Below are 14613 nucleotides of genomic sequence, written 5' to 3' on the forward strand. Positions count from 1 at the left end.
TCCCCCCTAGAAGAGCACGGTGTAGATGTTCCAGCCGGTACCGACGGACGCGCGGCCGGCGGGGACGCCGGGCATGGCCTCGCCGTACCACCACAGGCGCCCGGAGCGGTCGCGCGCGAACAGGGAGTCCCCGTATCCGTGGTGGCCGATCATGGTGCCGCTGAACGCGGTGTAGGTGTTCCAGCCGCGGCCCACCTCGATGCGCCGCATGAACGGGTCGGTGGCGTGCGGGTCGGTGGCGGACCAGTACGACCACAGGACCCCGGAGGCGTCGCGCGCCACGACACCACTGCCGTACGCGGTGATCGAGGTGTAGGTGTTCCAGCCGCCGCCGACCTTCACCCGCGCGGCGAAGGGCCGTGCGGGGTTCCCGGTCGCCCGGTACCGCCACAGCGTGCCGCTGCGGTCGCGGGCCACCAGGTCGCCCGCCCGGTACCGCTCGCCGGAGATGGCGCTCAGCGCCGTGTAGGTGTTCCAGCCGCCGCCCACCTTCACGCGCGGCTTGAAGGGCTGCGCGGGGTTGCCGCTGTGCGCGTAGTACCAGAGCACGCCGGCCTTGTCGCGCGCCACCAGGTCGCCCTGCGCGTCCGCGGTCTGGCCGCCCAGCGGGACGATGGCGCTGTAGGCGTTCCAGCCGCCGCCGACCCTGGCCCGCGGCTTCAGCGGGGTGGAGTTCAGCGAGGTGTCGTTGCCCTCGTAGCGCCACAGCACGCCCGCGGTGTCCCGGGCGTAGAGCACTCCCCGGTCGGCGGCCGGCATGACGCCCGTGCGGTACTGGATCTGCGCGCCGCCGACGGCCAGCGCGTTGCCGTCCGCGTCCGTCAGCTCGATCCAGCCGTGCAGCAACTGGTCCTGGGGCAGGGCACCGTAGTCGGCGGACATCCGCACGTCGTAGGTGATCGTGCCGCCGGCGTCCGCGGCGGGCAGCGGCACGCGCAGGTAGGAGGCGAAGGGGTCCTCGTCCGAGGGGATGTCCGCGGTCCACGAACACGCCTGGTACGGGCCGCGGTTCACCGAGCAGGACGCGTGCAGGGCGGCGGCGACCCGCCAGGACGTGACCCCGGCGCCCGGCAGCTGGTCGGGGTCGAAGGCGAGCAGCGCCGACACCCGGCCGGTGCTGCCGGCCGGCAGGGTCGCGGTGAACCTGGTGGTCACCGGGCTTGCGGCGCCGGTCAGTTCGGGCACGCCGTTCTGGACGACGGTCCCGGTCGGGATCGCGGGAACGGCCTGCCCGTGCGGCGCCGGCGCTCCCGCGTGTGTGGACGCCGGTGCGTGTGTGGGTGCGGGTACGGCTGCCGGCGCGGGTGACCGCGGGCCGGCCGGGACGGCCAGCGCGGGTGAAGCCAGGGTCAGCGGCAGCGACACGGCGAGCGCCGCGAGCGCCGCCATCCTGGATTTGGGCATGCGTGATCTACGGTTGGACATCGGGAAAGCCCCCCTGGGCTGAAGACGTGCTCGGTCGGCGGCTCGGCCGACATCCCCGTGAGCCGCCTGTGTTGGTTGGACACGCGCCTGCCGCGGGAGGTTGCACGGTCGCGTCTTCCCTTTGTCCCGGGTGCCGTTTTCCGGCCACTTTCCGTACATCCAGGGGCCGTTCGGGCCCCGCCGGGAGGGCGGAGCGTGCGGCGGCATATCCGCCCGGCACACGTCGAAAGCGCATGCGAACGGGATGGGTCAACGGTAATACGCCATGAAACGCCACCCCTGAAGGGCTGCTCGAGACGTAGCCGTTGACGCTTTTCGGCGTTGTAGTGGTGTGGCGCACGGCTCTTCCACGCGCCGCACGCCGCGCCCAATCCCACGCGAGGAGGGTCTGCCTTGTCGGACATCAGCGGGTCTCCGCACCCCCGTCCCAGCGCGGACAGCGAACTGCCGCCGCCGTGCGACCTGGTGACCGTGCCGTCCCGGCAGGGTCTGGAGGCCGTCGACATCCTGCGGCTGAGCACCGGCCTCGGCCCGGTCCTGCACGACAGCACCGGCGCCAGCCTCGGCTTCCTCGTACCGCCGGGCACCGCCGACTGCTGGGACCTGCCGGGCAGTTCGTGCACCAGTACGGACGGCCGCGGGGTCATGATGGGAGGTCCGCCACCGGTGCGGGACACCGGCTGGCTGGTGCCGCCGCCCGCGGAGACCGCCGTCACCGACCCGGTGGTGCTGCGCGCGGCGCTCGGTGAGGCCGCCCGCACCATCGAACTCGCCGACGGCCTGCGCACCAGCGGACCGGACGAAGCCCAGCCCGCCTGAACCGTCCGGGCCATCCGGCAGCGGGAGCGGCAGCCGCGTCGCTGCCGCGGCGGTGATCGGGTCGACCCGCGCACCCGGGGACGGGCGGGCTGCCCGCAGGCACCGGTCCCCCGCAGGCACCGGCCCGCAGGCACCGCGCGGCGATCCCGCGGCGGCCCGGCGATAATCGGAGCATGGCAGGCAGACGGCAGGGCGGCGGCAGGACACGGGACCGGGAGGCGGTCTCCGCGCCCGTGGACGGCGGCCAGGCCGAGCTGCGGCCCGACCGCGAGCGCCCCCAGGCGTGGACGCTGCTGCTCGACGGCGCGCCGCAGTCGTACGTCGACCTGGCCGACCCGGGCCACCTCGACTTCCCGTACCAGCGCACGCTCGGCCACGTCATCGACCTCGTCGCACCCGCCGGGCGGCCCGTGCGGGTGGCGCACCTCGGCGGCGGGGCGCTGACCCTGGCGCGGTACACCGCGCACACCCGGCCCCGCTCCACGCAGCAGGCAGTCGAGGCGGACACCCAGCTCACCGAACTGGTCCGCGCCCACCTGCCGCTCGACCGCACCTGGCGGATCAAGGTGCGCGGCGGCGACGCCCGCGCGGGACTCGCCAAGTTCCCCGAAGGCTGGGCGGACCTGGTCATCGCCGACGTCTTCGCCGGCGCCCGCACGCCCGCGCACCTGACGACCGCCGAGTTCCTGGCGGAGGTGCGGCGGGTGCTCGCGCCCGGCGGCTGGTACGCGGCCAACGTCACCGACGGCGGCCCGCTGGCCTTCCTGCGCGGCCAGATCGCCACGCTGCGGGACGCGTTCGCGGAGGTCGCGCTGGCCGCGGACCCCGCGGTGCTGCGCGGCCGGCGGTTCGGCAACGCCGTCCTGCTGGCCGCGGACGGCCCGCTGCCCGTCTCCGAGTTCACCCGCCGGGTGGCCACCGACCCGCACCCCGGCCGCGTCGACCACGGGCGCCCCCTCGCCGACTTCGCCGCCGGCGCCGCCGTCGTCACCGACGCCACGGCCACCCCCTCCCCCCAGCCCCCGGCCCGCACCTTCGACTGACCGCCCCTCCCACCTACCTGGGAAGCCGCCGCGCGCCCGCGAACCTCGGCTTGCGCCGGGCGAGTTCGGGGAGCCGCCGCCCCACGGCGTCGCGCGGCACGGGGAGTTCGACGTCCGGCGCCTGACGCGACCGCGCACCGTCCTCCGGCCGGCCCGCCGGGAGGGGAGGCGGGCGCCGCCGACGAGCCGTACGGCCGGGGAGTCAGCCCTCGAAGGCCTGGACGGTCGGGGGGTGGCCGTTCCAGGTGCAGAAGACGGACGAGGCCTGGGCACCGGACGCCGAGGTGAAGGTGACGCGGAGCCAGCCCTCCTGGGTCCACACCTGCATCTGCCAGCCGGGGTTGGGAGTGGCGGACACCAGCGAGGCCGAGGACGCCTCCAGGTCCAGCACCACCCGGCCGCCGCCGACCGTGTACGCGTGGACGTTGCCGCTGCCCCCGCCGGCCGGCGCCGACGCCCTGGGGGTGCCGGGCGGGCGCTGCGGCGGCACCGGGGTGTCCTGCGCGCGGGGCGCCGTCCGGGTCGGCGAGGGCGTGGCGGGCCGCGGCCGGTGCGTCGCGGAGATCTGCGGCGGGCGGCTGGACGTGGTGGAGATCGGGAGTGCCCGCGGCGGGTCGTAGGCCGTGCCGCGCAGCACCGAGCGCACCCCGAACCACGACAGCGTGACCGCCGCCGCGGTGGTCAGCGCCCACACGCCGACGTGGAGGAACCCTCTGCGCACCGCGCCATACTGCCCCACCTGCGAGCGCCCCCGCACCCGGGGGCGGTGCCGCGTCCGGCGCGGACCCGCTAGGTTGCCGCGCATGGCAAGTGTGCTCGTCGTCGAGGACGACCAGTTCGTGCGCTCGGCGCTGATCCGGCACCTGACCGACGCCGCGCACACCGTGCGCAGTGTCGGCACCGCGCTGGAGGCGCTGCGCGAGGTCGCCCAGGTCGGTTTCGACGTGGTGATCCTGGACCTGGGCCTGCCGGACCTCGACGGGTCGGAGGCGCTGAAGATGCTGCGCGGGCTCAGCGACGTGCCGGTGATCGTGGCCACCGCCAGGGACGACGAGTCCGAGGTGGTCAGGCTGCTCAACGCCGGTGCGGACGACTACCTGGTCAAGCCGTTCTCGGTCGAGCACCTGGAGGCCCGGCTCGCGGCGGTGCTGCGCCGCGCCCGCGGCCGGTCCGCGGCGCCCGCGGGCGACACCGTGATCCAGGTCGGCGGGCTGCAGATCGACGTGCGCCGACGGCAGGCCGTCCTGGACGGCGCGGCCCTCGACCTCACCCGGCGCGAGTTCGACCTGCTCACCTTCCTGGCCTCCCGGCCCGGCGTGGTGGTGGCCCGCAGGGAACTGCTCGCCGAGGTCTGGCAGCAGTCCTACGGCGACGACCAGACGATCGACGTGCACCTGTCCTGGCTGCGCCGCAAGCTCGGCGAGACCGCGGCCCGGCCCCGCTACCTGCACACCCTGCGCGGCGTCGGCGTGAAACTGGAGCCTCCGGCGTGAGCGGGCCGGCGGCCGCCCGGGCCCACCGGTCCGGCATGCGGTGGGCGCTGATCCGGGTGTCGCTGGCCGTGACCGCGATGGTCGTCATCGCCTTCGCCGTGCCGCTCGGCCTCGTCGTCAGGGAACTCGCCCGCGACCGGGCGCTCACCAACGCGGAACGGCAGGCCGCCGCGGTCGCGCCCGCGCTGGCGATCACCACCGACCGCGCGCAGCTGGAGCGCGCGCTGGCCACCACCCAGGCCGGCGCGGAGGACCGGATCGCGGTCACCGTGCCCGCCACCGCGGGCAGCCCGGCCGTCGACCTCGGCCGGCACCGCGCGCCCCGCGCCGCCCTGGACGCCGCGTCCGCCCACGGCGAGGCGGCCACCGTCCGGGTGCCCGGCGGGTACGCGCTGCTGCGGCCGACCGCGGTCAGCTCCGGCACGGTCGCGGTGGTCGAGGTGTTCGTGCCGCTCGGCGACGTCACCCGCGGGGTGGCCGGCGCCTGGCTGGTGCTGGCCGGCGTGGGCGTCGCGCTGATCATCGGCTCGGTGGCGATCGCCGACCGGCTCGGCGCCCGGATGATCCGGCCTGCGGTCCGGCTGGCCGGCGCCGCGCACCGGCTCGGCGAGGGGGACCTCGCGGTCCGCGTGCCGGAGGACGGGCCCGGCGAACTGCGGTCCGCCGCAGCGGCGTTCAACGCGATGGCGGACCGGGTGGTCCAGTTGCTCGCCGGGGAGCGGGAACTGGCCGCCGACCTGTCCCACCGGCTGCGCACCCCGCTGACCGTGCTGCGGCTGAACACCGCGTCCCTCGGCGACGGGCCGGCCGCCGACCAGACGCGGGCGGCCGTCGCCCAGCTGGAGCGGGAGGTCGACCAGATCATCCGGACGGCCCGCGAGCACCGCACGCCCTCCGCGCTGCCCGCCGGCTGCGACGCGGCCGAGGTGATCCGGGAGCGGATGGCGTTCTGGTCGGCGCTCGCCGAGGACGAGCGGCGCGAGGTGCGGACGGCGGGCGCCGACCAGCCGGCCCTGGTGCCGGTCGCCCGGGCGGAGCTGGCCGCGGCGCTCGACGCGATGCTCGGGAACGTGTTCCGGCACACCCCGGAGGGGACCGCTTTCGCGGTGGACGTGCACAGTTCGGACGGTGCGGTGATCGTGCTGGTCTCGGACGCGGGGCCGGGGGTCGCGGATCCCGCCGCGGCGGTGCGGCGCGGGCACGGCGACGGGGGGCAGGGATCCACCGGGCTCGGCCTGGACATCGTCCGGCGGGTCGCCGAGTCCACCGGGGGTGATGTGGCCGTCGGGCGCAGCGTGCTCGGCGGGGCCGAGATCAGGGTGTACCTCGTCCGTTCGCCCGCCGTTTCGCTGCCGCGGGCGCGCCCGACCCATCGCCGCTGACCTCCCTCCGGGAGAGGCCCCCCACCCAGCTCGCCTTCACCCGCGTCACGGGCGTCCCCCACCTCCCCCATTTCCTTACCCCGTCCGGGGGTCACCGTGCGTTGGCGGCACCCTTCTTGGCCGCGCCCCCCCGGCCGGCGGGTCGTCCCGTCGTGTGGGCCAGCCCTCTTGGCCGCGCCTGGCCGGGGGTCACCTTGCGGTGGGGGTCAACCCATAAGGGGCGCGGGGTCCCCCAGGGCTGCGCCTGGGAGGTGCCCCCTGCGCGCGCAACCGGCCACCGGCCGGTGGTCCGGGACGGACCGGTCTGCCCCTCCGGGGCGGTGACGACCTGCGGCCCGCAGTCGGGCTGGTCGCGCAGTTCCCCGCGCCCCTGCGGGGCACGTCCCTGCCGCGGAGGGGCCGTCGCCGTCGCACGGCCCGTGCGTGGCCAGGCGCGCTGTGGGCGGGACGCACTGACGGCGGGGCAGGTCCTGCCCAGGAAGGCACGTCGCCGTCGCACGGCTGGGGGAGGGTGCGGGAGGGGTCAACCCGGGCGGGCGATCAAGTGTGGCGAACCCTTGTCGCCACAAATAGCTTCGAGGCGGCAGGCGCTCGCACGTCCGCGCCATGCCCTCTGACATCCACCGACCCCCGCCCGAGGTGGCGTCACGGGGTCATCCTCGAAAGCGGGTTGTGCACATGAGCATGTGTTTCGGGATCCGGCGGCCGGGCCGCCTGGCGGGAGCGGGAGTGCTGGCCGCCGCGGCCGTCGGCACCGCCCTGGTCGCCGCACCCTCCGCCGGTGCCGCGACGGTCCACGTCGTCGCCCCCGGGCAGTCGATCCAGCGGGCGGTCGACGCCTCGCGTCCGGGCGACATCGTCCAGATCCTGCCCGGCACCTACCAGGAGAACGTCCTGGTCACCGTGCCGCGTCTGACGATCCGCGGCTCCGGCCAGCGGAACGTGACCCTGGAGCCGGCCCCGAAGGTCACGGCACAGGGCGCCCCGAAGACCGGCGCGGCGCCGACGGCGACGACCGACGCGACGGCGGCCACCAGCTGCTTCACCGCCGGCACCGGGATCTGCGTGGCCGGCACCGAGGGCCACCGGCTGAAGGGCGTCCACATCACGGGCCTGACCGTCACCGGCTTCGCCACCTACGGCATCGCCGCGACGCAGACCGACGGCCTGAAGGTGACCGGGGTGTCCTCCCACGACAACGGGATGTACGGCATCGGCGAGCAGAAGTCGGTGCGGGCCCTGTTCGCCGGGAACAGGGCGGCGAACAACGGCGAGGCCGGCATCTTCCTGGCGAACACCACCCAGGAGGAGGGCGGCGCCCTCGACCAGCGCGGCGCCCGGGTCTTCGGCAACGAGCTGACGGGCAACAAGATGGGCGTCGTCCTGCGCCGGGTGCGCGACATGAACGTCGAGGACAACACGATGTCCGGGAACTGCGCCGGCATGTTCGTCATCGGCGACGAGAACACGCCGCGCGGTGGCGACCTGACCGTGCGCCAGAACGTCGTCTCCGCGAACACCAAGTACTGCGCGGCCACCAGCCGGCTGCCGTTCGTGCAGGGCGCGGGCATCGTGCTCACCGGGGTGGAGAACACCGTCGTGGAGCGCAACACCGTCACCGGCAACTCCGGCACCTCGGTGATGTCCGGCGGCGTCGTCCTCTTCCACAGCCTGGTCAACGTGCCCAACACCGGCAACACCATCCGGGACAACACGCTGTCCGGCAACGCCCCGGCCGACCTCGCCGACCGCGACACCGCGGGCAAGGGCAACACCTTCACCGGCAACTCCTGCAGCACCTCGCAGCCCGCCGGCCACTGCTGACGGCCCACCGCCTCCCGATCCCGACCCCGATCCCAGGAGAAAGGCGCCGCCATGACCACCGCGCCACCCAACCCGACCGCTGCCAGGACCTCCGCCGGCGCCGCTCCCGCGGCCCGGCCGCAGGCCGCAGGGGCCACCGACCCGAACGCCTCGATGCGGCTGCGTGAGATCGTCTTCGGCGCCGCACCCGCGGCCGCCGTGCGCACCGCGGCCGGCCTGCAACTGGCCGACGCCCTCGGCGACGGCCCGGCGACCGCGGAGGAGCTGGCCGCCGCGACCGGCACCCAGCCCCGCGCGATGCGCCGGCTGCTGCGGGCGCTGGCCAGCCACGGCGTGTTCGCGGAGACCGAGGACGGCACGTTCGTCCACACCGACATGTCCCGGCTGCTGCGCGACGACAGCCCGGGCAGCCTGCGCCACATCGCCCTGTGGTGCACCGAGCCGTGGACCTGGCAGGCATGGCCGCGGCTGGCCGACGCGGTGCGCACCGGGGAGGGCGTCTTCCCCGACCTGTTCGGCAAGAGCTTCTTCGAGTACCTGCACAGCGAGGGCGGCGAGTCGGCCCGGGTGTTCGACCGGGCGATGTCGGCCTCCAGCCGGCAGGCCGCGGCCGACATGGCCGAGTACGTCGACCTGACCGGCGTCCGCACCGTCGCGGACATCGGCGGCGGCCAGGGGCTGGTGCTGGCCGCGCTGCTGGAGGCGAACCCGGGGGTGGCCGGCACGCTGCTCGACCTGCCCTCGGTGGTGGCCGGCGCCGACCCGCGGCTGCGGGACGGCGGCGCCCTCGCCGACCGGGTCACGCTGGTGCCGGGCGACTGCCGGGACGCCATCCCGGTGCGCGCCGACCTCTACGTCATCAAGAACATCCTGGAGTGGGACGACGCCAGCACCCGCGCGACGCTGGCGAACGTGGTGGCCGCGGCCGAGCCGGGCGCCCGGGTGCTGGTCATCGAGAACGTCGTCGACGACAGCCCGTCCATGAGGTTCACCACCGCGATGGACCTGCTGCTGCTCCTCAACGTCGGCGGTGCCAAGCACACGCAGGCGAGCATGACCGCGCTGATGACCGAGGCCGGCCTGACCGTCGGCGAGGTCCTGCCGGTCAACGCCTACCTGCACGCCTTCGAGTCCGTCGTCGCCAAGTAGCGCTCCGCGCACGCCAGTCCGCCCGTACCCCGGTGAAGGGTACGGGCGGACTTCCGTGCGCGGCGCGGCGTCAGGTGCCGGACCGCTCCCAGCGGTAGAACTCGCGGGCCATCGCGTCCTTCGGCTCGCGCCAGGTCGCCGGGTCGTACGCCTGGACGTACGACTCCAGCGCCCTGCTGATCTCCCGGAACTCCGGGTGGTCCTTCATCCGCGCGACCTCCGGCCCGGGCGGGCGCTCGGCCTCGATCAGATGCAGGTACACGTCGCCGAACTGGAACAGGCTGCGGCCGGTGACGCCGATCAGGCCGGGCAGTTCACCGCGGTCGGACTCGGCGAAGGTGCGCGCGATGTCGTCGGCGGCCTCCGGCTTCATCCGCGCGACGATGAGCGAGCGGTGCATCGGTCACGCCCTCTCGCCGGCGGCCGGCGCCAGCCCGGCCGCCTGCTGCTCGACCTGCTCGCGGATCCGCTCCATCTGGATCACCGAGTTGCGGTTGATGTGGTCGGTCATCGCGGCGTCGTCGACCGGCGCGGTCGGCTTCATCGCGAAGTCCTGCACCCAGCGCATCTCGGTGCCGCCGGGCACCTGCCCGTACTCCCAGCGGATGTTCATGAACTCGAACGGGCCGGTCTCCACGCGGTGGGCCTCGACCGTCCAGGTGGACCGGTCGGCCCGCCGCTCGGAGACCCAGCTCCAGACGGTGCCGTTCTCGTCGGGGTGCATGGTGAGGCGGAAGGTGACGGTGTCGCCCTTGCGCTCCATCACCTCGACCGCGGCGTACTCGCTGAACAGCGTCGGCCAGCGCTCCAGGTCGTTGGTGATGTCCCAGGTCACGTCCAGGGGCGCGGCGATGACGATGCGGTTGTCGGTGTGTCCTGCCATGTCAGACTCCTGCTGCCGAGAGCTGGTGGTTGACGTTCTCCAGGAAGGCGTGCGGGCTCTTGCAGCCCTCCGCCTCGTTGCCGATGGACCGGCCGTGGCGCTTCTCCAGCTCGGCGACGATGCCGAGCAGTCCCAGGGAGTCGAGGTCGAAGTCGGCGAACGTCGCCTCGGGGCGGCGCTCCATCTCCCGCGGGTCCACGGACAGGCCGGCGCGGGCCTTCATCAGCTCGGCGAGTTCGTCGAAAGTGACAGGTCCGTTCACGGTGCTTCTCCTTCGGTCGGGACCGCCGGGGGGATCTCCGGTGGTCACGGGTCACGGGCGCCCGCCCATGAGCGGGGGCGGGCGTCCGTGCAGGTCAGCGCTCGTCGCCGTGGGCGCTTCGCAGGACCAGGGCCGAGTTGCAGCCCATCAGCCCGCGGCTGAGGACGAGCGCGGTGCGCAAGGAGGCGGTACGAGCCTCCCCGGTGACGACGTCGAGGTCGTGCCGCACCCCAGTGACGTTCGGGGTGGGCGGCACGACGCCGTGTTCCAGGGCCAGCACGGCTGTTGCGACGTCGAGCGCCGAGGAGGCGGAATAGGCGCGGCCGAAGCCGGTTTTGGGAGCGGTGACGGGAACCGTCGCCGCCCGCGGGCCGAGCGCGTCGGCGATCGCCAGCGCTTCGGCCTGGTCGGCCTCCGGGACGCCCAGGGCGTCGGCGAAGACCACGTCCACCTCTCGCGCGGAGCACTGGGCTTCGTCCAGTGCGTCCCGGACGGCCCGGGCCAGTCCCTGCCGGGAGTGGCTCCAGCCGTCCGTGCCGGTGAAGTTCGAGGCGTGCCCGGCGAGGGTCGCCAGCGGCCGGGCCCCGCGGGCCTGCGCCGCTTCGGGGTCCTCCAGCACGAACATCGCACCGCCCTCCGCGGGCGCGAACCCGCAGGCGTCGGTGGTGAACGGCAGGTAGGCACGCTGCGGGTCGTCGGACAGGCTCAGTTCGGGGTAGCCCAGCTGGCACACCACCGAGTAGGGGGCGAGCGGCGCCTCGGTGGCGCCGACCACCACGGCGTCGGTGCCGCGGCGGATGGTGCGGGCGGCGTGGGCGAGCGCGTCCAGGCCGCCGGCCTCGTCGTTGGCGAGCACCCCGCAGGGGCCGCGGAACCCGCCGCGGATCGATATCTGCCCGGTGCTGGCGGCGTAGAACCAGGCGATGGACTGGTAGGGGCCGACGAACGACGGTCCCTTGCCCCACAGCTGCTGCAGCTCGCCCTGGCCGAACTCGCCGCCGCCGGATCCGGCCGCGGTCACCACGCCGATGGCGAAGGGCCGTTCCGGGTCGACCGTCAACCGGGCGTCCTGCACGGCCATTTCGGCCGCCGCCATGGCGAAGTGGGTGAAGCGGTCGGTCTGCACCAGGAACCGGCCGTCGATCAGCGCCGACGGGTCGAACCCGTCGATCTCGCCGGCCACCTTCAGCGGCAGGTGCGTGCAGCCGTCCCGGGTCACCGGGCGGAGCACCGAGTCGCCGCGCTGGACCGCCTTCCAGAAGCGCTCCGAGCCCTGGCCGTTGGGGGCGACCACGCCGAGGCCGGTGATCACCGGCGGGCGGGTCCCGTTGCGGGCGGACCGGGACGGGGTGGACATCGGCCGGCTCATGACGTGCTCCTCTCCGCGTGGGCCAGCACCACCGCGGACTGGAAGCCGCCGAAGCCGCTGCCGACCGACAGCACCGATCGCAGCGGTGCCTGGCGTGCCGTGCGCGGCACGTAGTCCAGGTCGCAGTCCGGGTCGGGCGTCTCGTAGTTGGCGGTCGGCGGCACCACGTCGTTCTTCAACGCCAGCGTGCAGGCGGCGAGTTCGATGGCGCCGATGGCACCGAGCGAGTGCCCGACCATCGACTTGATGGAACTCATCGGGATGGTCCTGGCATGCTCGCCGAGCGAGCGCTTGACGGCCGCGGTCTCGTGCCGGTCGTTCTGCTTGGTGCCCGAGCCGTGCGCGTTGACGTAGTCCACGACGGTGCGGTCGAGCCGGGCCTCGGCCAGCGCGTGGTCGATGGCCTCGGACATCTCCCGGCCCTCGGCCGTCAGCCCGGTCATGTGGTACGCGTTGCCGAAGGTGGCGAAGCCGCGCATCTCGCAGTGGATGACGGCTCCCCTGGCCTTCGCGTGCTCCCACTCCTCCAGCAGCAGCACCGCCGCGCCCTCGCCGAGCACGAACCCGTCGCGGTCGGCGTCGAACGGCCGGGAGGCGTGCTCCGGGTCGTCGTTGCGGGTGGAGGTCGCCTTGATGGCGTCGAAGCAGGCGACGGTGATGGGCGAGATGGGGGAGTCCGCGGCGCCCGCCACGATGACGTCCGCCCGGCCCTCCTGCACCAGGTGGAAGGCGTGCCCGACGGCGTCCAGGCCCGAGGTGCAGCCGGTCGACACCGTCTGCACCGGCCCGCGGGCGCCGAGGTCCTCGGCCACCTCGGAGGCCAGCGCGCTCGGCTGGAACGCCCGGTGCAGATGCGGTCCGGCCGGCCCGGGCGCCACGTCCCAGCGGCTGCCGTGGTCGCTGACCGCGACGTAGTCGTGCTCCAGCCGCGTGGTGCCGCCGACCGCGGAACCCAGGGAGGTGCCGATCCGCCACGGATCCTCGGCGGCCAGGTCGAGACCGCTGTCGCGCACCGCCTCGCGGGCCGCGGTCAGCGCGAACTGGACGTATCGGTCGGTTCGTTCGGCCAGTTCCCGGGATATCCCGGCGGCCGCGGGGTCGAAGTCGCACTCGGCGGCTATTCGCGACCGGAACCCCTGCGGGTCGAAGAGGGTGATGCCCCTGGTCGCGGTGCGGCCCGCGGTCAGCAGGTCCCAGAAGGCCGGCACGCCTATGCCGCCGGGGGCCACCACCCCGAGGCCGGTGACCGCCACCCGGCGGTTCACGCGTGCGCCCCGGCCGGGTCGGGGGGTGCCGCGTGGACGGCGGCCGCCTCCTGCGTCTCCTCGGTGTCCACGTGGCCGAGTTCCGGCCGCGGCGCCAGCGGGCCGAGGTGGAAGACCATCCGGGCCTCGGTGGAACCGACGTTGCGGAACCGGTGCCGCTGGTCGACCGGGATCATCAGGCCCTGGTCGGGGCTCAGCCGGTGGGTGGTGCCGTCCAGGTCGACCTCCAGGTCGCCGCTGACGACGTACACGAACTCCTCGGAGTACGGGTGGTAGTGCTCCCCGATCCGCTCACCCGGCTTGATGATCGCCAGACCCATGAAGCCGCTGGTGGCGCCAACCGAGGTGGGGGTGAGGACAGCCCGCAGATCTCCGCCGCGGCGGGTGTTGGGACTGGTGTCGTCGAGGTGGACGATGCGTGCGTTCCGGTCGGTCATGACCGCTCCTCAGGTGATGGGTGGGGGATGCCGGTGCGGGGTCAGGCGTCGTGGGACGTCCGGTCGGTGACCAGGTCCATCCGCTGCCCGCCGCGAGCCAGTCCGTACGGGTCGCCGGCCTGCGCGGAGCCGCGCACGTCCAGCACGCGCACCAGCACGTCACCGCGCTGGAACACGGTCGCCGCGGCCAGCACGTGACCGGGGTCGGTGCAGTCCGCCGCGTCGAGCCCGGCCAGCCGGCGCGCCTCGGCCGGGCCCTGCGCCGCGTCGATCGGGTGCAGGTACGCCACCCGGCTGACGTCGCCGGGCTGCGGGTCGGCCGTGGCGTGCTCGACCGCGGGCAGCGCCGCGCGGGCGAAGAAGGTACGGGCCGAGGCGGCGTCCGTCAGGTCCCGGTCCTCCTCCAGGTACGGGTTGATCGCCTCCTCCACGGCCCGCACCTCGGGCTGCTGGGCCACGTGCCGCAGGGCGTTGCCCAGGTCGCCGGTGACCTCCACCGCGCGCACCACGCGGTTGCCGTGCATGTACAGCGAGGTGCGCAGCAGCCGGGTGGTGTCGTCGACCCGGGCCTGCGGCGACTCGTAGTCCGCCAGCAGCCGGGCGACCTTCTCCTCGCTGCCGGGGGTGACGGTGAAGGTGATCGCGTGCCGGACCACCCCGCCGGTGCACAGCGGCGGCGCGGGCAGCGGGTCCACGCCGGCCGCGGGCCGGACGGCGGCCGGCGCGCCCGCGGGCCGCGCGGACTTGCGGGGCTCGCCGAGCGTCGGGTCCGGGGTCTCGCGCTCGATGACGAAGCGCAGCGAGGTGGTGTCGCGCACGCAGCCGTGCAGCGGCTCGACCATCTTGCGGTGCGCGGCGCTCTCCACCCACTCCAGGAAGGGCTCGCTGCTCTCCCACTCGGAGGTGATCAGCCACTGCGAGGAGTTGCCGAGCGACTGGCACAGCTGGTCGCTGATGTGGCCCGGCACGGCCGCCACCTGGTGGCGGATCTGCTCGTACGCCTGCAGGAACTGCTGCTGCTTGCCGTCGAGCACGTCCAGGAGCAGCACCACACGCAACCGGGTGGCGGTCTCGGCCTCGGCGGGGGACGGCGCGGTGCGCCGGTCGTCCAGGGTGGTCACGGAAGGTCCTCTCGGAGTGTGCGGGCGGCCCGGCCCCCGCCGGTGCGGGCGGCCGCCGGGTGACGGCGGCGGGCGGGCGAGCCGACCAGCGGTGCGGCCGGCAACAGGCCTTGCCGACTGCATATGCGAGCGGCTCGACCG

Annotated in this window: 15 protein-coding genes; 6 read left to right on the top strand and 9 right to left on the bottom strand. The window is 74.6% G+C overall.

All coding sequences use genetic code 11. The annotated features are described in order from the left end of the window. Positions 1-6 precede the first annotated feature (6 nt). Positions 7-1404 (bottom strand): tachylectin-related carbohydrate-binding protein, encoded by a 1398-nt coding sequence (locus ACH4TG_RS22745; protein ID WP_398244252.1) that lies wholly within the window; start codon positions 1402-1404, stop codon positions 7-9. A 414-nt stretch (positions 1405-1818) separates the two neighbouring features. Here ACH4TG_RS22745 and ACH4TG_RS22750 point away from each other — a divergent pair, with 414 nt between their 5' ends. Further along, positions 1819-2244: a hypothetical protein gene (locus ACH4TG_RS22750; protein WP_398244253.1), complete on the top strand. Its 426-nt coding sequence runs from the start codon at positions 1819-1821 to the stop codon at positions 2242-2244. Positions 2245-2417: 173 nt separating this feature from the next. After that, on the top strand, positions 2418-3287 hold the full coding sequence (locus ACH4TG_RS22755; RefSeq protein ID WP_398244254.1) for a spermidine synthase: 870 nt from the start codon (positions 2418-2420) through the stop codon (positions 3285-3287). A gap of 202 nt (positions 3288-3489) precedes the next feature. On the opposite strand, the gene ACH4TG_RS22760 is transcribed toward ACH4TG_RS22755, so the two are convergent. Beyond that, positions 3490-4008, bottom strand: coding sequence for a hypothetical protein (locus tag ACH4TG_RS22760; protein ID WP_398244255.1), 519 nt, complete (start codon positions 4006-4008; stop codon positions 3490-3492). Positions 4009-4090: 82 nt separating this feature from the next. On the opposite strand from ACH4TG_RS22760, the gene ACH4TG_RS22765 reads away from it, so the two are divergent. The 4 genes from ACH4TG_RS22765 (at position 4091) to ACH4TG_RS22780 (ending at position 9135) form a co-directional block, all read left to right on the top strand. Next, positions 4091-4780: a response regulator transcription factor gene (locus tag ACH4TG_RS22765; protein WP_398244256.1), complete on the top strand. Its 690-nt coding sequence runs from the start codon at positions 4091-4093 to the stop codon at positions 4778-4780. 35 nt (positions 4781-4815) lie between these two features. Continuing rightward, complete coding sequence (locus ACH4TG_RS22770) at positions 4816-6162, top strand: sensor histidine kinase (RefSeq protein ID WP_398244338.1); 1347 nt, start codon at positions 4816-4818, stop codon at positions 6160-6162. 678 nt (positions 6163-6840) lie between these two features. Then, positions 6841-7986: a nitrous oxide reductase family maturation protein NosD gene (locus ACH4TG_RS22775; RefSeq protein WP_398244257.1), complete on the top strand. Its 1146-nt coding sequence runs from the start codon at positions 6841-6843 to the stop codon at positions 7984-7986. A gap of 51 nt (positions 7987-8037) precedes the next feature. Further along, a complete protein-coding gene (locus ACH4TG_RS22780) occupies positions 8038-9135 on the top strand; it encodes a methyltransferase (RefSeq protein WP_398244258.1) in 1098 nt (365 codons plus the stop codon). Between the two features lie 70 nt (positions 9136-9205). Here the strand turns inward: ACH4TG_RS22780 and ACH4TG_RS22785 are convergent, their stop codons facing one another. The 7 genes from ACH4TG_RS22785 to ACH4TG_RS22815 form a co-directional block, all read right to left on the bottom strand. After that, entirely contained in the window at positions 9206-9535 is a 330-nt protein-coding gene (locus tag ACH4TG_RS22785) for a TcmI family type II polyketide cyclase (protein WP_398244259.1), read from the bottom strand. 3 nt (positions 9536-9538) lie between these two features. Then, positions 9539-10018, bottom strand: coding sequence for an SRPBCC family protein (locus ACH4TG_RS22790; protein WP_398244260.1), 480 nt, complete (start codon positions 10016-10018; stop codon positions 9539-9541). Position 10019: 1 nt separating this feature from the next. Further along, positions 10020-10241: an acyl carrier protein gene (locus tag ACH4TG_RS22795; protein ID WP_398244339.1), complete on the bottom strand. Its 222-nt coding sequence runs from the start codon at positions 10239-10241 to the stop codon at positions 10020-10022. A gap of 133 nt (positions 10242-10374) precedes the next feature. Further along, positions 10375-11649 (bottom strand): beta-ketoacyl synthase N-terminal-like domain-containing protein, encoded by a 1275-nt coding sequence (locus tag ACH4TG_RS22800; protein WP_398244261.1) that lies wholly within the window; start codon positions 11647-11649, stop codon positions 10375-10377. Continuing rightward, positions 11646-12914, bottom strand: a complete 1269-nt coding sequence (locus tag ACH4TG_RS22805) for a beta-ketoacyl-[acyl-carrier-protein] synthase family protein (RefSeq protein WP_398244262.1) — start codon at positions 12912-12914, stop codon at positions 11646-11648. The genes ACH4TG_RS22800 and ACH4TG_RS22805 overlap by 4 nt, the downstream gene beginning before the upstream one ends. Next, on the bottom strand, positions 12911-13351 hold the full coding sequence (locus tag ACH4TG_RS22810; RefSeq protein ID WP_398244263.1) for a cupin domain-containing protein: 441 nt from the start codon (positions 13349-13351) through the stop codon (positions 12911-12913). Before ACH4TG_RS22810 ends, ACH4TG_RS22805 begins: the two co-directional genes overlap by 4 nt. 41 nt (positions 13352-13392) lie before the next feature. Beyond that, positions 13393-14472, bottom strand: a complete 1080-nt coding sequence (locus ACH4TG_RS22815; protein WP_398244265.1) for a SchA/CurD-like domain-containing protein — start codon at positions 14470-14472, stop codon at positions 13393-13395. Positions 14473-14613 lie beyond the last annotated feature (141 nt).

Origin of the sequence: Streptomyces sp. NPDC020917, from assembly GCF_044333795.1 — a bacterium.
In the GTDB taxonomy this organism is placed as follows: domain Bacteria; phylum Actinomycetota; class Actinomycetes; order Streptomycetales; family Streptomycetaceae; genus Actinacidiphila.